Genomic DNA, 20,937 nt, shown 5'->3' on the forward strand with positions numbered 1-20,937 from the left:
GAAGCTGGCTGACCCCAACCTAGTCGAACTCAAACCGAGCAGGCATTCAAGGCCGCCGATCCAGTCACAAGATCAGCGAGAACCCTGCGCTTTCTCTGCCTTGCGAGCCTTCCGAATCGCGGAGTAGACGCGCCGTTCGAGTTCCTTGCGGAGGTATTCACCCCAGCCGCTCACTCGGTACACCACGCGCCCTTGGTGGTCGAGAACGACATAGGTTGGATAGGTCTTCACCAAGAAGGAATCACGGCCGATCTGCCCGCCTTGATCCCAGACTTGGGTCCAGGTGATGTCGTGGTCCGCCACGTACTGCTCCAGGACCTCGCGGGAGGAGTCGTTGCTGACGCCGACCAACCGGAACGGCTCATCATGGTGCCGCTTGGCGAGCCGGCCAAGGGCGGGAGTGGCCTTGCGGCAGGGAGGGCACCAGGTGCCCCAGAAGTCGAGCAGGATCACCTCGCCGGCGAAGTCATCCGGGGTCAGGTACTCCCCTTTGAGGGTCACCATAGCGAAGTCCGGAACCAGGGCCTCGCGCGATCGGTCCGGATTGTCGAGCAGGGAGCGGGCGCGGGCCGCGCTCGGTCCCGTGGGATCCCCGGCCAGGAACTCTTCGAGCAAAGCGATGCCTTCCTCGTCGCGCCCAAGGCGCATCACCGTTTCGGCGAGGTTGAGCTTCAGTACCGGATCCTCGCCGCCCGCGCTCTCCAGGGCCGCTCGGAAGCTGCCTTCCGCCTCCGCCAGTAGCTCGTTTTCCTTCTTGCCGGAAGCTCGGGCCAGGAGGGTGAGTCCGAGCACCTTGTAGGCGGCGGACCTCAAGTAGGCATCCGCGCCAGCGAGCTCGATGGCGCGACGGGCCGTCTTTTCGGACTCTACCCAGGCCTGGAGACGTTGGTAGCCGATCGCCAGGGCCACGGCCGCCTCCGGATGGGCCTTTTCGCCGAGTTTGTCGGCCTTGCGGAAGGCACGGACGGCGTCGTCGACCCGCCGCCGCTGCAACAACTCATAGCCCTTGGCGAGCTCGGCCTTGATCTCCTCGTCCACGGAGGAAGAATCTCCAGCCTCCGCGGACAGCGGTGCCACCAACAGCGACAGCAAGAAGATGGTCAGAAGAAGGCGAAGGGGAAAGGAAAAGCTGATCGTCATGACTCGACTCCCGGTATGAGCGCCAGTTAGCGATACACGCTCTGCACCAACTCAACGCAAATTCCGACAGTCATCATGTACGACAATGTTGACAGGTTAACAATTTCAATTCGGGAGTTCGCCCCGAAGGGATCAGAGTCGGCGACCGCTCGGGCCGCCGATCCCATCGACATACGGAACGAAGAGGCAACTCTCCGACGAGGCTTCGTTGCCGTCGGCGTCGGTGGCGAGGATCTGGGATTTGCTCGCGTCGCCGGAATCGAGCAGTTCGTCCGGCACCGAGAGGTCGAGGACCTCCGGCGGCCTAGAGCCGCCGGAGGTCAGGGCGCAGGCTGCACGGCGGGGATCTCCCCGAACCGATCGCGCAGCCAGTCCGGGTCGATTCGCGCTCCTCTCCAGCGCAATCCGAGATGAAGGTGCGGACCCGTAGAGCGGCCGGTAGAGCCGACCTCGCCGAGGGCGTCCCCCTTCTCCACCATCGCTCCTGCCTCGAGAGGAGCCTCCTGCATGTGAAAGTACATGCTGACCAGGCCATGGCCGTGGTTCACGTAGGTGGCGAGTCCGGAGAAAAAGTGCTCTTCGACCAGCGCGACTTTGCCGGCCTCGACCGCCTTCACGGCCGTACCCGCGGGAATCGCATAGTCGGTCCCGGTGTGAGGATTCTTGGGCTCGCCGTTGAAGATCCGCCTGGCGCCGAACCCGCCACCCTCGGGCAGATTGTCCGACGGCGGTCCCAAGGGCAAGGTGAAGAGAGGCGGCGTGGACCAACCTCTTCGGAACAAAGGCTTGACCTTCGCCTGCTCTCGGTGGTGCCGCGCCAGATCCTCCGGGCTCAGATCAACAAATCGGTCGTCCGGAAACTCGATCTCCTGGGTTTCGAACTCGCGCTCCGTGATGACCAACCAACCGGTCTCGGAGGCACCTCCTCGCAGATAGGCAGCGATCTCCACGTGACCCGGCCGACGGCCGAAGTCCACCGGAAACCAACAGCTTCCATCGACGGGCCGAAAGGTCCGGCCGTCCATACCGCAGGCTTCAATGCCGTCGGCATCCCAACGGGCAACACCTCCCTGCTCCACTTCCACCCGCGAATCGGCCAGCGCCATGGCGCTGGCCACCCAGCAGCAAAATACAAAGAGAATCAATCGCTGCATGGGATTCGGTCAAGCTCGTTTGATGAGCCCGATGATCAAGAGCAGCAGCACGGCGCCGATGGTGGCGCTCAGGATGGCTCCGAGAATCCCGCTCCCCAGGGAGATGCCCAGGTAGGGGAAGAGAAAACCACCGAGCAAGCCCCCCAGAATCCCAAGGATCAAATTGCCCACCAGCCCCAGTCCGCGCCCCTTCATGAGGACTCCGGCCAGCCAACCGGCGATGGCTCCAACGATCAAGAACCAGATGATGTCCATTCGTCGCTCCTCCCTTCGACCGTCCAACGGTCGAATGATTGGTTTTGGGAGACGGCCCCTGCCACCTCCAGCATCAGAAGGCACTCAGCCTCGTGAGCAACGGTCAGAACATGGGCCGTCATCGGACCCTCACTTCATGGGAACGAAGGGAACTCTACCAGCTTTCGCCCTGGCGAAGGGCCGGGTGGCGGCACCCCTCACCCTCGACCCCTCGGCGCCGGTCAGGCCAGATCCTCCGGCTCCACCCCCGCCGCCTGCTGGAGCAAGGACCTGGGATTCCAGGACGGGCTGACACCCAAAATCTTGCCGTCCCGGGTTTTCACCAAGAGCCAACCGGTCGCCTGCAGCTTCGCGCCGCTCGCTTCGAGCACCTTGCCGTCGGTCACCCGATTGTTGCCCAGGCGCACTTCACCGGTATGGGTGCCGGAGGCGTGGATGAGAACCAGGGCCCGGCCCTGGTCGTCCCAGAAGGCATCGGTGACGTTCACCTCAAAGTCCGGGAAGGCAGCATGGTTGGCACGCACCTCTTGCAGCATGGAGCGCCCGCCCATTCCGCTCACCCGGGTGGGACCGATGGTCCGGTCTTCGTTCCAGGCGAAGGAGTGAGGCATCAGGGCGGTGACGGCACCCTCGTCCTGCTGGTTCCAGACTTCGTCGACCAGGCGCCGGGCGAGACCGACGGCCTGCGGTTCCGCGGGTGCCGATTGCGGGATGGCGGGAGAGTTCATGGCAGTTCCTCCGATCAGTCCGTCGGCGGCCGGAGCACGAGAACTTCCTTGTCTCCTTGAGCTGGCGGCAGTGACTTCTCTTCGCCTTCGGTGGTGAAGAGGGTGAGTTGGTAGGTGTAGGTGTGACGGTCCGGCGCACCCAGGCGGAAGCGCCAGAACAGCGGCGTACCGAAGTCCGTGATCTCCAGGGTCTTCTCCACCCGAATGTCCGCCGCCGCATCGTGGAATTCCAGATGCAGAGTGCCAAAAGCGAAGCCCTTGTCCTTGAGCAGGTAGGGCGAGATCTGTACTCGGTATCCGAAGGGGTCGCCGAGGGCAAGAACCGACTTGTCGGACTTCTGCCAGTCGTCCTCGCGGGTGACGCCGTCGGCGTAGAACACGGTGGTCTGGTACTCGTACTCCCGCCGATCGTCGTTGAGCAGCGGCACCTCCCAAACCTTGGAGTCATCTTCACCGGACAAAGTGAAGATGTCGTCCACCAGGTAATCGCCGTCGCGGTAGCGCATCGCCACCACCACCTTGGACAACATGCCGCCATCGCCGAAGGAACCGGCCGGCACGATCGCCACTTCCATGCTTTCCTGCTGCGGTTGGTTGATGATCAAGCGGCCGGAGCGAGAGCTTTCCGGAGCATGCTCGATCTTCTGGCCGGTCTGGTCGACGAAGGTGATCTGGTAGTGGTAGGGCTCGTCGAGAGCCTTGGCGATCACCTGGTTCCACAGGAAGCTCTGGTTGCCTTCGTTGAGGGCGAATTCCGTTTCCTTGCGGTCACTGCCGCCGCCGAACCACATCTTCACGAAGACGGACTTCACCTGCTCCCAGTTCACCAACCCGAGGAATACCTCCACCCGCAGAATGCCCATGCGGTCGGTGTCGAGCACCAGAATGGTCTCGTCGGTCTTGCCCTTGACGGTGTAGGTCTCGTCGGTGCCGCGGTAGAAGACCTCGTATTCGTAGTCGTAGGACTTCTTGTCCGGATCGGCCAGGAAAGTGAGGAAATTCTGCGGCTGGGAATCCTTGCGGAAGGCGAAGTCCTTGACCTCGTGGACGCTCCCCTGGCTGCCCCGTTCGTCGTACTCCAGGTGGGCCTTGACCAGGTCGACGGGATCCTCTTCGAAATCGGAGGTGCAGAGCACCTGCACGTCGAGGTACTTGTAGTAGTCGTGATCGAGGTCGATCTGGACCCGGAAGTCGTCCGGATCGTGTCCGGCGAGCACGCCGGTCATGTTGGCGTTGGGCCCCAGGTGGCCCTCGATCACCGCCTTGCTGGTGAAGTGGTGGTTGAGGGTCGCCGACATCTCCTCGTTCCACTCCTTCAGGTTGTAGTAGTCGATGGTGTGGCTGCCGTACTTTTTGCCGTCGTGCTCGGCCAGCTCCGTCTCGAGCTCCGGCTGGTCGGCGAACTGCGCTTCGGCGCCGGGATTCCACTGCAGGAAGGTGGCGGCGAGAAACTCGCTGATCATTTCGTTGCCGGAGCGGATGAGCTCTTCGGTGATCTCCGGCGACACGACGTCCGCGCCGGCTCCCGGAGTGATCGTCACCCGCGAGTTCTGGCTGTCTTCCGCCACGATACCCAGGGTCTCGCGAGCGCTGATGCTCTGGGTGCGGCCGAAGGTGCGGCGAGTGCTGTTGCCGGAACGTCGCACGGACCAGGAGGCCCGGTCGCTCAAGTTCTGCCACTGCTCCTGGGTGGCTTCGTAGGTCTTCTTGGCGTCGCACCAAACGGACATGCGCACGGCGTTCAGACGGTGGTCGAAGGAGAGGTCGTAGGCCACCCGTAGGGCGGCGAGATCGCGCTCCATCATTTCCCACAGCATCACCGCCCCGTCCTGTGACAGCTTGGCCATGAAGGAGGCCCGCTGGCGGCCGACCATCGACACCCGGCCGACTCCCACCAGGCTGTTGATGAACTCACTGCCGGGCATCACCGTGCCGTCGTCGCCGGTGGTCTCGCCGAGAATGGCGAGGGTCACCAGGCCGTCTTTGATCGGCACCGTGCCGAGCTTGATGGCGGCGGCCAGATCGCGGGCATCCGCCGCGAGCTGAGGGTTGCGGCGCGCCACCCGCCGCTGCGCCTTGGGATCCGATGCGATGGCCTCGCGGATCTCCCGCTCCTGTTCATCGGTGGGCCGCAGCTCCACCGAAAGCGACAGGATGCCGCCGCCGAGGCGGGTTTTGCGCTCTTCTTCCGTGAGCTGCGACACATCGCGCCGATACATGGCGAGGGAAATCGAGGGTTTCCCGTTCTCGTCCATCGCCAGGGTGGGCGCTTGGGGCATGACGTACCAGGCCAGGGCGTCGACGTCGTCGCGGTACACCTGGCAGCCGGCGATTTCTCTTTGTCCATTCAGTGTGATCATGTTTTTGGTCTCCTCAGTTGTAACCCTTAGGAGGTCTCCTTCGCCGGTCGTTACGACAGGCCGATCGAGAAAGAGAAATTTCTCTGCGATGCGCCGGTCCGAAAGGTAGAGACCGACGATGACGAGGACCCCTGAGATCGGGAGGACGACGGAGTGCTGACCCTCGCCGGCAGTTTCCGGCTGGGCGAGGTGACGCTGTGGCGCGATCGCACCCTGCGCGATGGCGAGCGGCGGTTCACCTCGCGCTTCTATGCCTTGCGCGATGCACCGCGTCTCGCCCGGGCGGCGGACGGCGGCCCGGCCTTCGACTTCCTCTGGTACCGCCGGCCGGCCGGCGACGATGGACCGGAACCGCCCCACGGCGGCCTGGTGATCCTGACCGTCGATCTCGCCCTGTCGCCGAAGGAACGGGCGGACCTGGCGGCGGCGATCTCCCGCCGCTTCGCGGATCTCGGCGAGCCGCTCGACGGTGAGGTCGAAATCCTGCCGGTGCCGTTCCACGACGGCACCGTCGAACTGGCCTTCGCCGGTGAAACGGACCCGGCGGAGGGCGAGGGAGAGTTCACCCGCCGCATCGCCGGCAGCGGCCCGGCGCGACTCGCCGGCCACCAGACCGCCAGCTTTATGATCGAGCTGAATTCCGACGGCGCCGCCCTGCTGGCGGAGGCGATCGAGTCCGGCACGGACCTCTTCCACCTGCGCTACGACCTGCTCTTCAGCCACCGCCTCGACGGCGTCAAACTGCGCGTCTGGTGCGACGCCGAGCGAGCCCACCACGCCACCGCCCAGGGCCGGATGGCCGGGCCGTTGACGGTGCCGGCCCTGCGCGAGTCCCTGGTCGAGCGGCGCATTGCCGGCATCGAGATGGTCGCTGCGGAACCGCTCGATGCAGAGCACCAGGAGGCCCTGAAAACCCTCGCCACCACGGTGCTGGACACGGCCCTTGCCGCCACCTACGGCACGGCGCCGGACGAGGCTCCGGGTCCCTTCGACCCGGCCGTCGCTTCGCGGCTGAACTTCACCTTCTCGCAGTCCTATCCGGTCGAGCAACCGCTGGCTCTCGACGCTGCGCTCACCTTCGACGACCCGCGATTCGAACCGGAAGCGTTCGCCGAGCGCATTCGCAAGGTCGAGCCGGGGCGCGGCTTCTTCGATGTGCTGGAGGTTCAGGTGTTCGCCACCGTCGACTTCGCGACAGAACCGATCGACAAGGTCAAGGCGACCCTCACCTACGACCACGCAGCGCCGGGAGACTCCCCGATTCGGCGCCGCGGCGAACTGGTGTTCCAGAAGGGACAAACCACCGGGACCTTCCGGACGGATCTGGCGGCCCCGGACCTGCGCAGCATCTCCTACGAGGTGGAAGTCCACTTCGACGGCGGCGCCCCGCCGATGCACTTCTCGCACTCACCGGTCGAGACGGAGGTCATCGTCCTCGATCTCGACGCCTGTGGCGTGCTCAAGGTCGACCTCGCGCTGCGCGATGCCCCCTTCGACCGGGTGCGCGGCGCGGTGGTGGATCTCGCCTATGAAGACAGCCCGGGGGGCGACGATCCGGCCGGCGCCGGCGAGGCTCTGACCCACCGCGTGATCCTCGACCAGGCGAATCCCGCCGGAGCCTGGCATCAGGTGGTCGGCGACCGCCCGGGGGAGTTGCATTGGAAGGCCGCCTGGCTGGGGGCGAGCGGAGAGCGCATCGAAACCGACTGGCAAGCCACCGCCCAGCGCCGCCTGCTGCTCGATGCGCCGGCGGAACTCACCCAACGGACCGAAGTGGAACTGCTGGCGAGCGGCGACTTCTCCGGCCTGGAGCAAATCCTCGTCGACATCGAACCGGTCGGAGACAGCGGGGAGATCGACCAGTTTTCCTTCCGCCAGCCCGGCGACCGCCACCTCTGGCAGCCCGCGGCGGCTGCCGGCGCCGACGGCGAGTTCCGCTACCGGCTGCGCCAAAGCCTGGTCTTCGCCGACGGACGGGTGCTGGAGCAGCCCCCGGTGGAGTCCGACCGCCGGCTGTTCGTCGTCCGCGATGCCGGCCGCCGGGAGGTGCAGGTGGTAAGCCGCCTGCTCGACCTCGGCGGCGCCTGGACCCTGGCGCTACTCACCCTGGAGACCGGCGCCGACGTGACGGACCAGACCCCGCCGACGGGGGATCGCAAGTCCCTGGTGCTGCGCCACCCGGACGATCGGCCGACCTGGAGTTTCCGGGCGACCGCAGAATCCGATAGTCACCCCTCTCTCGACTACAGCTATCGCCTGACCCTCGTGCCGCCGGCCGGTGAACGGGTGGTCACCCCCTGGATTTCGGGCCGCGACGAAGTGCTCGTGCTACGCCCACCGCAAGACAACCGAGGATGAATCCATGCTGACTTTCGAATCCCCGTTCTACGAGTTCGAGGGCGTCGTGATCTTTCGCGACCACGCCAGCCCGACCACCTTCCACTATCTGTGCGGCCCCCCGAAACTCAGCGAGAACGCGCAGGGGAAACCGGATCTCACCCTCCTCAAGTACCGCCACGCCCTCGACGCCGGCAGCGTGGCGCCGGAGGCGCGGGAACAGTTGGGCGGCGGGTTCCTGATGTTCGGAGTGGACTGCGAAATTCCCCAGGACGTCAAAAATTCCATCAAGCGCCAGCTCGAAGCCACATTGCCGCCGGGTTCCGGGCCGGCCTCGCTGGTGCCGGTGCTGTTCACCAAGGGCAAGGTGCACGTGCTCGCCCTCGACAAACAGTCGGCGGTCGAAGAGGAGGGTGACGCCGCATCGCCGGAGCAGAGCAAGTTCGTGCGCGGCATCCTCGGCACGGCGACGCCTTCCCTGCTCGACGACCAGCGGGCGATCTTCTCTCTCTCCCTCACCCCCGATGCGGCCACCCTGCTAGAGGAGGCCTACAGCTCGGACATGTCACCCATCGGGGTGATGTACGAGCTGGAGTTCGCCGGCCTGCGTCCGGCCCTGGCGGTGAAGGCGCACGTCGACTTCCGGCGCCTCTATACCCAGCTCAAGGCGGATCTTCACGTCGGCGTGAGCGCCGGAGGACTCGGAGGCGGTGGCGGTGGTGGAACCGGCGGTGGAGGTGGTGGAACCGGCGGTGGGGATCGCCCCTCCGACGGCGGGGAAACACCGGAACCGGCAGACCCTCCCGCGGATCCACCGGCAGACCCGCCTGAGGATCCACCTGCCGATCCACCAGCAGATCCACCGGCTGATCCGCCTGCCGACCCTCCGGCGGATCCTCCCGCCGACCCACCGACCGATCCGCCCGCCGATCCGCCTGAGGACCCACCAGCCGATCCGCCGGCCGATCCGCCCGAGGACCCACCGGCCGATCCGCCGGCCGATCCGCCCGAGGACCCGCCCGAGAACCCGCCTGCCGACCCACCGGCGGATCCTCCGACCGATCCACCGGCTGGCGACAGTACCGTTCGAGCCGAAGAGCCGGCTCCCTTGCGCCGCGACACCTCCGGGGGCGGAGGCGGAGGTAGGCGTGGGGGCGGCAACCGAGGCGGAGGGGGCAGCGGTGGAGGCGGCACCGGCGGCGGCGGTGGCAACACCAACGTCGCGATCAGCGCCGATCTCGGCTTGATGCTCGAGAAAGCCAAGCAGAGCGGCTCGATCCAGATCGAGATCGTGCGCCAGCAGGAAGGCGCCACGGTCGATCAAATGGAGACGCGGGCCCTCGCCCTGCTGCAAGAAGTGGTGCTCAAGGAGTTCTTCCAGCCGGGCATGACCGGCGCCACCAGCGGTCGCTCCTCCGCCGCCTCGTCGGCGGCGGCCGCGGCCAACGCCGCCCGCGGCTTGATGGCCACCACCTCGGACACCAGCGCCGGCGAGGCCGGCGACGGCACCTCGGTGGAGATCGGCTTCCAGCTCAAGTACAAGCGCCAAGAAGAACTCAAAACGGCGGATTTCGATTTCTCGGTAGTGGCGCCGGAAACCCGCACCCACGCCCCGAACGGCTTCTTCTCGGCCTTCATCAAGGACACCGACAAGGACGAGCACATCAAGGTCATCAGCCTCGACGACACTTTCTTCAAGGTGCTCGAAGTGGACGTCACCACCACCGCCGACTTCGAACGGTTGGATCTCAAGAAGTTGCTGGTCGAGATGCAGTACGGCGGCACCGAGGAGCGGCCGGAGGTCACCTCCACGTCGCAGTTCGATCCCGACGAGGCCGATGTCCATCGCGCCTTCACGGCCTTCCTCGACCAGGGCGACTACTCCTACCGCTACCGCACGATCTACAAGTTCGGTCAGTCGGACAGGATCGCCGCCCAGCAGCACAGCTACGAGACGCCCTGGCAGCAGGCCACCAGCCGGGCGCTGGTGGTCCATCCGCCGGACGACGTGGCGATGCTCAACGTGCGGGTGGAGCCCGGGCCGGTGGACTGGGACGTGATCGACCGGGTCGAGACCGTTCTCACCTACGACGATCCGGCCAACGGCTTCCAAGCCGACCGCACCTTCTTCACCCAGCAAAACAGCGAGCCCGAGGATTGGGCGCTGCGGCTCACCGATCCGAATCTGCGCGAGTACCAGGTCCAACACATCTGGTACATGAAGGACCACAGCGAGATCGAGGGCGAGCCCTACACCGAGGACACCGCTCACCTGTTCATCCGTGACCCCTTCGACCACCGCCTGGAGATCCAGGTGCGGCCGGAGGTGGACCCGGCCAACGTCAAGCGCATCCACGTCGAACTGGTGTACGAGGACAGCGGCAACGATCACGAAGTGCGCAAGTCCCTGAGCCTCGAAGGGCCGGACTTTTCGCCGCAGACGGTGACCGTACCGGTGATGGACCCACGGCGCCGCAAGTACACCTACGCGGTGACCTTGATCAAGACCAACGGCCGCTCTGAGAACCACGAGGCGAAGGACACGGACCAGGAGTCGATCACCATCACCGAGGGCGGTATTTACCTCGACGTGCGGATGGTGCTGCTGGGCGACATCACCGCCGCCGGCATCGATGCGGTGCAGGTGGACTTGAAGGCCGAGCCTTTGGACGGCGAGCGCGAGAAGGTCGAGGAACACCTCTTCCTCCCGGGCGCCGAAAGCCAGGTGGTGAAGAGGCTCTTGCTGCGCGCCGACCGGCCGCAGACCCTCGAATACCGCACCACCACCTTCACCGCCAGCGGTCCGAAGGTCTCCGCCTGGACCCCACACCAGAGCGCCATCCTGGCCTTGCAAGCGGCAACTCTAGCGGGCTAGGGCGATGATCGATCTCGGCAAACCCGCCCTCTTCGCCGAGGGCGTCACCTTGTTTCCGGATCACGCCGAGGCGGGGCGTTTCCACTACCTGCCCGGCGGCCCCGGCCTGCGCTTCGACGCGGACGGCAAGCCGGAGCTGAAGATCCTCGAATACCGCCTCGACCCGAGCTTCCACGAGCAGCTCGGCGCCGGCTTGCTGTCTCTGACGGTGGACCTGGCGGTGGACGAAGACCGCTTGGAGCGGCTGCGTCTGCGGGCGTCCCGGCACGTCGAAACGGGCACCCGGGTGGTGCTCACCCCGGTGGCGGCGGAGAGCGGCACCTGCGAGCTGATCCTGATCGACCGCAGCTCGCGAGACGGTGATGCCCCAACCGGTGGAGATGCCCCGGATGCCGACGACGATGACGACTCCGTCGGCTTCGGCCTGGTGGAGCGCATCCTCGGCGCCGCCACGCCGGGGCTCTACGGCGCCAACGCCGCCACCTTCCAGGCGGTGCTCTCCGCCGAGGGCGTCTCCCTGGTGGAGGGCGCCCTCGCCGGCGGCGGCCTGCCGGTGGGGGTGGTCTACAACCTGCGGGTGCTCGGCCTACGGCCGGCGCTACGGGCGGAGATCACCGCCCACTGGCAACAGATCTACGACTTCTTCGAGGCGCGGGTGCACGGCGGCCGGCTGCTGGCGGCGATCGACGTCGGCCCGACAATGGAAGACCTGGTGCAGCGCGAGGCGATCGAGATCCACATCGACGAGCTGGTGCCCGCCGACGAACGCTCGGACGTCTACGATCGGGCCATCGCCCAGGCGCAGCGCTACGTCACGGACAAACTGTTCAAGCCCAGCCTCGGCCTGTCGCCCCCGATGGACCCGGCAGCGGAAGAGAGCGGCCTCGCCACCATCGGTCGGGCGATCAAGGACATCGCCGGCTTCTTCACCATCAACCACTCGCTACGCCACCTCGACCGCAGCGAGCTGAAGACCTTCCGCTATCGCCTACAGGCGGCCCAGGCGGAGCCCATGACCCTGGCTCCACAGGGCACCCTGCAGGCGGTGCTGCCGGAAGACCTCGGCCTGAGCGTGGACGATTTCGTCGTCCAGGTCGAGCCGACGGCATCGCGCGAGATGCGCTTCGACGTGGCCCCCTCCGTCGACCTCGCCGCCGAGGGCATCGATCACCTGGAGGTGGCCCTTTCCTACGGCGACCGCAGCGAGCGGCTGATGCTCGACGCGGTCACCCCCAGGCGCGAGGTGGTGTTCTGGTTCGAGCCGGAACTGGGCAGCGAGATCGACATCCAGTGGGAAGCCCACCTGAACGCCGCCGGCAGTGGCCTCCAAGGAGTGATCGAGGCGCCGGCGGAGCGCACGGACCACCGCGTTCTGCGCCTCGACCCGCGCCAGCTTTGGGAAACCCGCACCGTGCGGGTGTTTTCCCAGGGCATCCCCTTCGACAAGTATCCGCGGGTGCTGGTGGACCTCAAGGTGTCCGACCCGCTCGCCGACTGGAGCGACGAGCGCTCCCTGGAACTGACCGCCGAGGCCCTCGAGCAGAGCTTCCAGGTGCGCTCCGCTCTCGGCGCCCGCTGGATCGTCGAGCGCCGCATCCGCTACCTCGAAACGGATGGTGGCGAAGTGGTGCTCGACTGGCAGCGGGTGGCAGCGGAGAGCGAAGTTGTCAGCCTGGTGATCCCAGATCCCCTGCCGGACATTGTGGACGTGCTGGTGCTGGCGGCGGCGCGCTTCGGCACCGCGGTGCGGCGCCTGGTGGTGGAGCTGCGGCCGAAGGACCGGCCGGAGGAGGTCACCCCCTTCCTGCTGACCGCCGAGGAGGCGTCCGCGACCTGGGCCTTCCAACCCGGCGAAAACGAGGGGCGGGAGTATGAATACCGGGTGACCGTCCACACCGTCCGTAGCGAGCTACGCGAAGGCCCCTGGCTGCCGGGACCGCCGGGCAAGCTGGTGGTGGGCGAAGGCGGTCAAGCGCGGCAGATCGAGATGATGTTCGTTGGCCCGTCGCCGGCGGATCTCGGCCTGCTGGCGCTCAAAGTCCGTTTCGCCTACGACGACCCCGAGTCCGGCCTGTCGGCGGAAGATGAAGTGCTGGTGGAAGACACCCGCCAACCCCTCCAGTGGAGCTACCCCGTCGCCGACCCCAACCGCCAGACCTACAGCTTCCAGCTCACGCTGATCCACAGCGACGGCCGGATCGAGAAACGCGACCCGATCAACACCTCGGATCTGCTCGTCATCCAACCGCTGACCTAGGAGTCCCCCATGCTCACCCTGGAGCCCCCGTTCTACCGCGTCCGCGACCTGCTCTTCTTCCGCGATGATGCAGACGAAGACCTCTTTCACTACCTGCCCGGCCGGCCGCGGCTGGCGGAGGACGGCCGGGGGGACGACCGCACTCAACGCTTCACCCTCTACAAGTACCGCCGGGACCTGACCGACAACCCAGAACTCGACCCCACCCGCGGCCGGGGCGCCGGCCTGGCGCTGTTCGAAACGGAGCTGCCGGCGGAACGGCTGGAAGTCGCCCGAGCGGAAATCGCCTCCCAGAGCGGCCGGCCGGACGCCAAGTTGTCGCCGGTGGTCTTTCGCTCCGGCACCGTCGCCACCCTCGTCGCCCACGCCGAAGGCGACGGACTGGTGGAAGACCTCGTCGACCTCCATCCGGCACCCCTCACCCCACCCCACCGCTCGGCCTTCGCGGTGGCCCTGTCGGCGGAAGGGGCGAGCCTCTTCGAGCAGGCGGCGCGCGGCGGCGAGCTGCCCATCGGCATCGTCTACGACCTGCGCTTCCTGGCATTGACGCCGTCGCTCCACGCCACCGTCAAGATGGACTACGAGCGCATCTACGATCGGTTCGCCGCCTCGGTGGGATTCACCTACTACGTCTCCGTCAAGCTCGACGTGGACCTCGCCTGGCTGGTGGAAAACGACGTCATCCAGATCGAGATCACCTCCTTCACCGACGGCGAGGACGCCCAGCGCCAGCAGGACCAGGTGATGGCCCTGGTCAAAGCCCGCATCCTCGGCGACTTCTTCCGTTCCGGGGTGCCACCCAAACAGCAGCGCGGCCAGGGCGCCCTCGGCGAACTCCTCGGCGGGCTGATGGGCGGCGAAGGCGAGATCACCTCCGCCTCCGCCTTCTTCACCTTGAAGGCACGCTACGAGGCGGTGCGCGAATCCAAACACCACGAGATGATCTTCGCCGGCCGCACCGCCATCGAACTGCCCCACACCGCCGTCGGCCTGCTCTCCACCCTCACCGGCGACGACGAAGTGGAAATCAAAGTCGAAGAACTCGACCTCGACGACCCCTTCTACTCCTCCCTCGCCGTCCAGGTCTCCTCGGCCATCGACTTCGACAGCCTGCCGGACCTCCAGTCGGCGGTGGTCCATCTAAGGCACGGAAACCACCGCAAAGCGTTCGAGTTCAAGCGCGGTGGAGACAACGAAGGAGGGCAGTTCGAAGTCGCCCTCACCGACCCCCAGAACGACGAATACACCTGGGAAGTTGAATACCACTTCAACGAGCGGTTCGGGGCCGAGACCAGCGCTGCGACGGACGCTGAGGCCGGCGACGGCACCTCACCGTCTTCACCCCTCGGCCTGAGCAGCGGCCCGAGCCAGATCACCGCCGGTCCCTTCGACAGTCGCAGCCGAGTGCTGGTGCTCGACCCCTTCGAACACTTCCGCTACCGCACCCTGCGCATCCGAAGTGACCAAGCGGACGAGGTCGCCCGCTACCGGGTCCACCTGCGCCTGCGCGACGAAGAGACCCGCGACGAACTCGAATCCTTCGAAATCCTCCTCGACCCCCAGCACCCGAACGCCATCTGGCGCCACCGTCTCACGCCGCCGGACCAGCCCTTCCCGCAACTCCTGATTCGCACCGACTGGGAAGACCTCCGAGGCGAAATCCACCCGGGCGAAGAGCAAGAGATCATCGGCGGCACCTACGAAGCGCGCGACCCCTTCCACGACCAGCTCGAAATCACCCTCCACCCGGTGGCCGATTGGGAGCGGATCTCCCAGCTCGTCGTCGACCTGCGCTACCGCGACGGCGACCTCGCCATCGACCGCACCCTCCCCTTCACCGCCGAAACGGACACGGCCCGAACCGAGAAATGGGCACTCCTCGACGTCCGCAACCGCACCTACTCCTGGCGCCAAACCCTCATCCGCAAAGACGGCACCGTCCACCAGACCGACTGGCAAGACGCCGACCAGACGGTCTTGGTCGTCGGCCAAGACGCCGACCCGCCACCGGAAATTCGCATCGTCTGGGTCGGCGACCCGGGGGATGCTCTGGGGCTACGGGTGGACCTCTGGCCGACCCTGCCGAACGGTGAGGACGGGGTAAAGTTGAGTACCTTCCTGCGGGCTGGGGAAATGGAGGGGCGGTTGACGCTGCCGGCGGGGACCGCGGAAGGCGAGCTGCGGTATCGGTATGCGGTGAGTCGGTTTTCGGCGGGTGGCGAAGAGCCGGTGAAGGAAGATCGGGGGACGGGGGGGTTGTTGGTGGTGCAAACGGGGTAGGGCATCGGACCCGCCAGAGCCCCAACATCCCAGACCGCGGAAGCAGAGCGGATCTGCCGGGGGTATTCACGCTCTTTCCGCCTCGCGAAGACCATTTCGGACCTTCCGTCCCGCCTGAGCTGCAGAACCCGAACATCACTTGTCCAATTTTCAAAAATATTTTTATATTTAAATTTATTACCTTTGGATCATACGAGGAATTTTCTGTACGTCCGCTCTAGAGGTTCCACCCGAATGTCGGCTCTCCGCTCTAGAGGTTCCACCCCTAGAGGTTCCCACCCCTAGAGGTTCCACCCGAATGTCGGCAGTTCGGCGGCTTCTGGCCGATTCCTCAAACCTTCGAGACGAAAGACCGCAGCCCGAGAAAGTTCCGTGATGCTATGGCGCACGATCGGACGGATTCGAGCCAGTTTCAGCCCCTGATCGCCTTCGAATGAACACACTGCTCACAGGCCGGATCGATGGACTCGACAATCAGGATGGATCTGTGGCGCGGTGGCAACTGAATCGCTGGCCTATCCAGGCCTCAAAGGAGGCACAAAGGGCAATCTCGGAGGGAAGCAGCCTTCTGGGAAGGAAACTCCTTGCTCTCCTCGCCGAAGTTGCTCGGCCGCTGCTCGATAGGCCTCCACGAACTCCCTGTAGGCCTCGAGAATGGCCCTCAGCACCGCCTTCGCGATGCCGTGGAAGCGCGGAGCGGGCGATCGCGCCGGTCGGTTGGGGTGGCTGTGCGGCTGCTGGCGGCGGATATTTTCGGCTCCCAGGGGTTGAGTACCGCGTTCGGCGTGCATTTCGACGGTTTCTTCGGTGATGCCTTGCACCAAGTTCCTGATCCGGTTCTGGTATGCAACGGGCTCCAGATCTTGCCAACAAGGCAGCGGCGAAAAGACGACGCTCTCCTGCTCCTGAAACTCTGTATCGTCGAGCTGTTTGTTCGCCTTCAGAGCGAGGAACCGTCGAGTCCGATTGTCCCAAACGCCCTGTAGATCCTGCCCTTCGAGCAGAGCAGGTGCGCATGTGAGGCCGGGCCAGTCCAGCGGGCTGCCGACTAACCCTTCCTTGCATCCCTGGGCCAGCACGTACCGTAGCCGGTCGATTTGCGCTTCAGGTTCTTCGCTCACCAAGGTGGCGCGATAGCGGCGGCCCCAAAATCTCTCCTTCCAGTCGTACAATCTGCCGGCTTTGCGGGCGAGATTGCCGTTGAAGAAACACATGAAGGACGCGAGTTGTTCGGCATCGCGGACCGAGATCAGTAGGTGATAGTGGTTGGAGAGGACGACGGCGGCGTGGATCTCGACTTCGTGCCTGCGCTGCGCGCGGCCGAGAACTCCCGCTGCCAGGGCGTTGAGCTGCATGCCGGGCCTGAGCAAGAACCGGCCGTGCACCGTGCGGGTGGTGACGAGGAATAGCCCGCCACTGGGGGGTACGTAGAGCAATGGTCTTCCCATGCCCTAGGGAGACGCAGGGAGGGAAGGGGATCGCTCGCGAGCAAGGAACCTCTGCCCGATCGCATCGCCAGGCGCTGATTTCTCGACATTTGGGTGGCACCGAAACGGGGGCACCGAAACGGGGCGGCACCGAGAGGGGGGGCACTGAGAGGGGCAGGCGTTGACCCCTCGACATTCGGGTGGAACCGAGAGGGGGCAGACATTTGGGTGGCACCGAGAGGGGAGCACCGAGAGGGGAGCCGCTGTGATCCTCTACACTCCTACAGAACGATGAGACTGTTTCTGAAGAATCTGTTTTTTACAGTGTTCGTTCCCGGGACGGTGGCCGGATTTCTTCCGTGGTTTCTTGCATCCGGGGATCGGGTTTCGGGGTGGCTCGCCCTGGTGGCCGGATTCCTATTCGGGTTCGGCGCCGTCGTCTATCTCTGGTGCCTGTGGGACTTCGCCACCTTCGGGCGCGGCACGCCGGCACCGGTCGACGCTCCCAAACGCTTGGTGGTGAGAGGCCTCTACCGATACAGCCGAAATCCAATGTATGTTGGTGTGCTGGGTGTCGTCGCGGGATGGGTGGTGTGGTTCGGAGGACAAATGACGCTCGTTGTTTATCTGGTCTTGTTGTTTGTTGCGTTCCACCTGCGCGTGGTCCTACATGAAGAACCCAGCCTTCGTGAGCAGTTTGGTCCCGAGTACACGGAGTATCGGAGCAAGGTGGCGCGGTGGCTCCCGGTACCCTTTTGAGACCTCACGAATCACTGTCCACCCTCTCGGTGTCCCCCTCCGCCCGCTTCTTCTGAAACTGCCCCACCGCGCGGCGCATTTTGGCTTCGTTGAAGCCGCGCAGGACGGTGCCGTCGAGGTCGAGGATGGGTACGCCGGCTTTGCCGAAGCGGCGGGTGAATTCGGCCTTGGCAACCGGGTCTTTTTCGATGTCGCGCTCGTCGTAGGACAGGCCCATGTCCGCCAGCACAGCGCGCGCTTTGCGGCAGTAGCCGCACCAGTCGGTGGTGAAGAGCACCGGCTTTTTGTTGCGCAGGCCGGCGGCGGCGCGGCGGAGGGCGTCGGCGTCGGCTCGCGGTAGGTCGCCATCGCGCAGGACGAGGACCGATTTACGCCGCTCGGCTGGCGCTCCTTCGGTTGCGCTCTCTTGCGGTTTCTCGGCGGGGGACTTCGCCGCCTCGGTGGCCTGGCGGCTGGCGTCGAGGTCGATCTCACTCAGGCGCATGGAGGAGAGGGCGCCCTGGGCGTTGGTGAAGACCACCAGCCGGCCCTTTTCTTTCCAGGGGCCTTGGGTTTCGAGTCGCGAGCCGTCCTTCATCACCAGCCAGTCCGCCAGGATCGTCGGGGTGGTCAGTACGGCGGCCAGGATGGTCAGGCACGCCAACGTCGCGCGGTTCCGCATGTCGTTTCCTCCCAGGATCAAAATCTCGTTGTGGATTCTAGCCGAGCGGAGGGAAGGCCGGGGTCACGCCTCCGGATCGAGCACCAGCACCGGGCTCGCTTCGGTGCCTTCCACCCGCTTGGGCGGTCGGTCGTCGGCGAACAGGTAGGTCACCCGGTAGTGGAAGGGCGGCACGTCCTGAACGTCCGGTACCCAGGTGCGGGTCTCCGGCTGGTCGGCCTCGATGGCGAGGGTGGTCTGGGCACCCTCGCCGGTCGGCTGCAGGGTGACGAAGACGCTCGCCAGCTCGCCGGCGGCAAAGGGCGCAGCGAGCAGGTCGGTGATGATCTGAACCGGGGTTCCGGTCTCCGTCGGCTCTTGGGGGTCGGTGTCCACCGGTTCCGTATCGACCGGATCGGTGTCCACCGGCTCGGGTTCGACGGTGCGGACGAAGAGTTTCCAGGTGGCGCCGGCAGACTGGAGTTCCTGGACGCGCCGGGCAGCCGTTTCGAGGTCGAGGCCCTCTTCCCGGTCGCTACCGGTTTCCAGGTCAAAGACCGAGTGCGGTCCGGGAATCGCCGGCCGCAGATGCACCGTCGAGGAGCTCTTTGGGTTCACCCCCTGGCGCTGCGGCAGACTGATCTCGCCGTCCGCCGTGACGCAGTCGTATTCCAGGAACAGGTCCGGCAGCTCGCCGGCCAGCTCTTTCAGGGTGAGGGGAATGAACCAATCCTTCGGTAGCTCGGCGGCGGACAGCTCGATCTCTTCCCGCGGCGCACCGGCATCGGCCTCGAACAGCCGCACCCGGAGCGTTTGCAGTTGCTCGTCGCCGACGACAGGCACCCGGTTGAGGGGCAGCACGAACTCTGCCTGGGTGATGGAGGGATCTTCGTGCACCCGGTCCAGCCACTGCTGTGGGGTGCCGCCCTGCACGGTGATCTTGCCCACCTGCGGCACCGTCTCGTCCCACACGGCGATGCGCTGGGGAGCGAGCGGAATCGGCAGATGGTCGTCGCCATCGTGGTGGTCCCGTGCCGCCAGGGTGAGCGGTTGCGAGACCTGCACTTCCTCGGCGTCGAAGATCATGCCGGCGATGGTGCCGCTGTCGAGCAGTCCGGCGTGGATCGACTCCACCCGCACCGGATGCTCCAATCGGTTCGCGATCTCCAGGTAGACCCGCGGCGGACGGTCTTCCGGTGGGTCGTCTTCCTCGTGGCACCACACGTAGACCCCCGGCGCGGCGGAGTCTCCGGGCGCCTCCGCCATCACCCGGCATACGCTGGCAACGGCATCGAGGGAGAGATCCACCGGCACCGACTCCTGCACGTCACCGGAGACCGTGGCCGTGCCCCGCAGGCCTTTGTGCATCAACTCGATGAAGATCGAGTATTCCGTCGCCCCCATGTCGAATTCCATCAGCACGCGGTCGTCGATGTCCGTTTCGAGGGCCCGGAAGACAATCGAGGCCGGCAGAGTTTGCTGACCGTCGACGGAGCGGGTGGCGAAGGTGGGCAGAAATTCGGTGGTCAGGCCGCTGGCCGGCACCAACCGCACGAAGGGCAGCTTGCCGAGGAGCACCGTATCGCGCAGGTGAGTGGCGAGGGCGGCGCGGTCTTCATCGGCGATGTCCGGCACCGCGACCAGAGTCACCTTGACGCGGCGCCGGTCGTCGTCCAGGTAGTACTCCGGGCGCATCGGCGGCCGGCCGGAGGCGCCATCGCGGTCGGCGTGGTATCCGAGGCGAAAGACGGTGGGCAGATAGTGGAAGGTGTCCGGCCGGTCCGTGTCCCGGAAGTGGAGGGTGGCGCCGGACGGTCCGGTGAGATGCCCCCAGCCGTTGTTGGCGGCGCGCAGCAGATCCGGAAAGGCCGAGGGATGGTTCTGCGGACGCTTCACCTCCTGGGAGATCACGCCCTGCACGGTGCCGGGCTTCTCGGTCTGGGTAGGAGGCGGCTTCTTCGCCGAATGACGCCCGCGCTCGCGCAGCAGCGTCTCCAGAGTGCGGCGGTCGATTCGGTGGGTCAACTGCGGCTGCTCGATCATCCGGATCTGAGGGTTCGCCCTCAGCTGGGGGTGAGGGCGCCGCGCCACGACCCGCGCAGGAGTACCGGGGCGGTCGCGGCGGCGCGGCCTCGGCACTCGTCCCCCCTGCGGCGGCGGCACCACCGGTCGCCGAACCTGAACGCGGTAGGAGTGGTTGTAGGAGAGCTGTACGGTGATGCCTGCCGATCCGCTCAAGGCGGCCACGATCTCGCCGTAGAGATTGAGTCCTGCGGCCCGGGCCGCGTCGTCCCAGTCCGGCTTGACGAAGGGCAATACCAGCGACACCACGCCCCGGCGGGTGTCCATCGTCGCCTGCATCACGACGGACTTGGTTCCTCGGTCCGTCGCGAAGAAGACCTTCGCCTTGGGCGTACCGCCCTGGAAGGGCAGGAGCTGCACGCTCGATGCCACCCGGCGCTTCAGCTCGATCTGCAAACCGGTCTTGCGGCACAGCACGTCGCTCTCGCCGGGCACCGGATTGAGCCAGCCTTCGAGGGTTGTCCACTTCTTGCCGTCAGTGGCCTTGACGAGCGCCTTCTTGTTGCTGAGCTTCCTCGCCTCGGTGCTCGAAAAGAGCGGCGAGACCACCATCAGGTGCATCTTCTGAACGACGATCGGCTGCCGGTGGACGATTCGGGTGGGGGCGGCCGTCCGGGTGATCATTCTCTCGGTGGGCATGGCG

The 20,937-nt window shown here is 65.9% G+C and carries 14 protein-coding genes; 5 read left to right on the forward strand and 9 right to left on the reverse strand.

The window, feature by feature from the left end:
- Positions 1 to 72 precede the first annotated feature (72 nt).
- The 6 genes from AAF481_12280 to AAF481_12305 all read right to left on the reverse strand — a co-directional run bounded on the left by AAF481_12280 (position 73) and on the right by AAF481_12305 (position 5,637).
- The gene (locus tag AAF481_12280; GenBank protein MEM7481943.1) at positions 73 to 1,140 is read right to left on the reverse strand and encodes a redoxin domain-containing protein; all 1,068 of its coding nucleotides are present in this window, start codon (positions 1,138 to 1,140) and stop codon (positions 73 to 75) included.
- A gap of 132 nt (positions 1,141 to 1,272) precedes the next feature.
- A complete protein-coding gene (locus tag AAF481_12285; protein ID MEM7481944.1) occupies positions 1,273 to 1,419 on the reverse strand; it encodes a hypothetical protein in 147 nt (48 codons plus the stop codon).
- A gap of 41 nt (positions 1,420 to 1,460) precedes the next feature.
- Positions 1,461 to 2,294 carry a M23 family metallopeptidase gene (locus AAF481_12290; protein MEM7481945.1) on the reverse strand — a complete coding sequence of 278 codons (834 nt, stop codon included), beginning with the start codon at positions 2,292 to 2,294 and terminating at the stop codon, positions 1,461 to 1,463.
- Between the two features lie 9 nt (positions 2,295 to 2,303).
- Positions 2,304 to 2,549 (reverse strand): GlsB/YeaQ/YmgE family stress response membrane protein, encoded by a 246-nt coding sequence (locus AAF481_12295; protein ID MEM7481946.1) that lies wholly within the window; start codon positions 2,547 to 2,549, stop codon positions 2,304 to 2,306.
- 221 nt (positions 2,550 to 2,770) lie between these two features.
- The gene (locus tag AAF481_12300; protein ID MEM7481947.1) at positions 2,771 to 3,277 is read right to left on the reverse strand and encodes an ester cyclase; all 507 of its coding nucleotides are present in this window, start codon (positions 3,275 to 3,277) and stop codon (positions 2,771 to 2,773) included.
- Positions 3,278 to 3,291: 14 nt separating this feature from the next.
- The gene (locus AAF481_12305; protein MEM7481948.1) at positions 3,292 to 5,637 is read right to left on the reverse strand and encodes a hypothetical protein; all 2,346 of its coding nucleotides are present in this window, start codon (positions 5,635 to 5,637) and stop codon (positions 3,292 to 3,294) included.
- Between the two features lie 153 nt (positions 5,638 to 5,790).
- On the opposite strand from AAF481_12305, the gene AAF481_12310 reads away from it, so the two are divergent.
- The 4 genes from AAF481_12310 to AAF481_12325 are packed head-to-tail and all read left to right on the forward strand — an operon-like array spanning position 5,791 to position 15,386.
- Positions 5,791 to 7,995, forward strand: coding sequence for a hypothetical protein (locus tag AAF481_12310; GenBank protein ID MEM7481949.1), 2,205 nt, complete (start codon positions 5,791 to 5,793; stop codon positions 7,993 to 7,995).
- 4 nt (positions 7,996 to 7,999) lie between these two features.
- Complete coding sequence (locus tag AAF481_12315) at positions 8,000 to 10,849, forward strand: hypothetical protein (GenBank protein ID MEM7481950.1); 2,850 nt, start codon at positions 8,000 to 8,002, stop codon at positions 10,847 to 10,849.
- Between the two features lie 4 nt (positions 10,850 to 10,853).
- Entirely contained in the window at positions 10,854 to 13,106 is a 2,253-nt protein-coding gene (locus AAF481_12320; protein MEM7481951.1) for a hypothetical protein, read from the forward strand.
- A 9-nt stretch (positions 13,107 to 13,115) separates the two neighbouring features.
- Positions 13,116 to 15,386, forward strand: a complete 2,271-nt coding sequence (locus AAF481_12325) for a hypothetical protein (GenBank protein MEM7481952.1) — start codon at positions 13,116 to 13,118, stop codon at positions 15,384 to 15,386.
- A gap of 515 nt (positions 15,387 to 15,901) precedes the next feature.
- Here AAF481_12325 and AAF481_12330 read toward each other — a convergent pair.
- Positions 15,902 to 16,834 carry a transposase gene (locus tag AAF481_12330; GenBank protein ID MEM7481953.1) on the reverse strand — a complete coding sequence of 311 codons (933 nt, stop codon included), beginning with the start codon at positions 16,832 to 16,834 and terminating at the stop codon, positions 15,902 to 15,904.
- Positions 16,835 to 17,104: 270 nt separating this feature from the next.
- On the opposite strand from AAF481_12330, the gene AAF481_12335 reads away from it, so the two are divergent.
- Complete coding sequence (locus AAF481_12335) at positions 17,105 to 17,572, forward strand: isoprenylcysteine carboxylmethyltransferase family protein (protein MEM7481954.1); 468 nt, start codon at positions 17,105 to 17,107, stop codon at positions 17,570 to 17,572.
- 4 nt (positions 17,573 to 17,576) lie between these two features.
- Here the strand turns inward: AAF481_12335 and AAF481_12340 are convergent, their stop codons facing one another.
- Together AAF481_12340 and AAF481_12345 are read right to left on the reverse strand one after the other, a co-directional pair.
- Positions 17,577 to 18,233: a glutaredoxin domain-containing protein gene (locus AAF481_12340; protein ID MEM7481955.1), complete on the reverse strand. Its 657-nt coding sequence runs from the start codon at positions 18,231 to 18,233 to the stop codon at positions 17,577 to 17,579.
- A 63-nt stretch (positions 18,234 to 18,296) separates the two neighbouring features.
- Positions 18,297 to 20,933 carry a hypothetical protein gene (locus AAF481_12345; GenBank protein ID MEM7481956.1) on the reverse strand — a complete coding sequence of 879 codons (2,637 nt, stop codon included), beginning with the start codon at positions 20,931 to 20,933 and terminating at the stop codon, positions 18,297 to 18,299.
- Positions 20,934 to 20,937: the final 4 nt, after the last annotated feature.

The sequence above is a fragment of the Acidobacteriota bacterium genome, assembly GCA_039030395.1.
GTDB lineage: Bacteria > Acidobacteriota > Thermoanaerobaculia > Multivoradales > JBCCEF01 > JBCCEF01.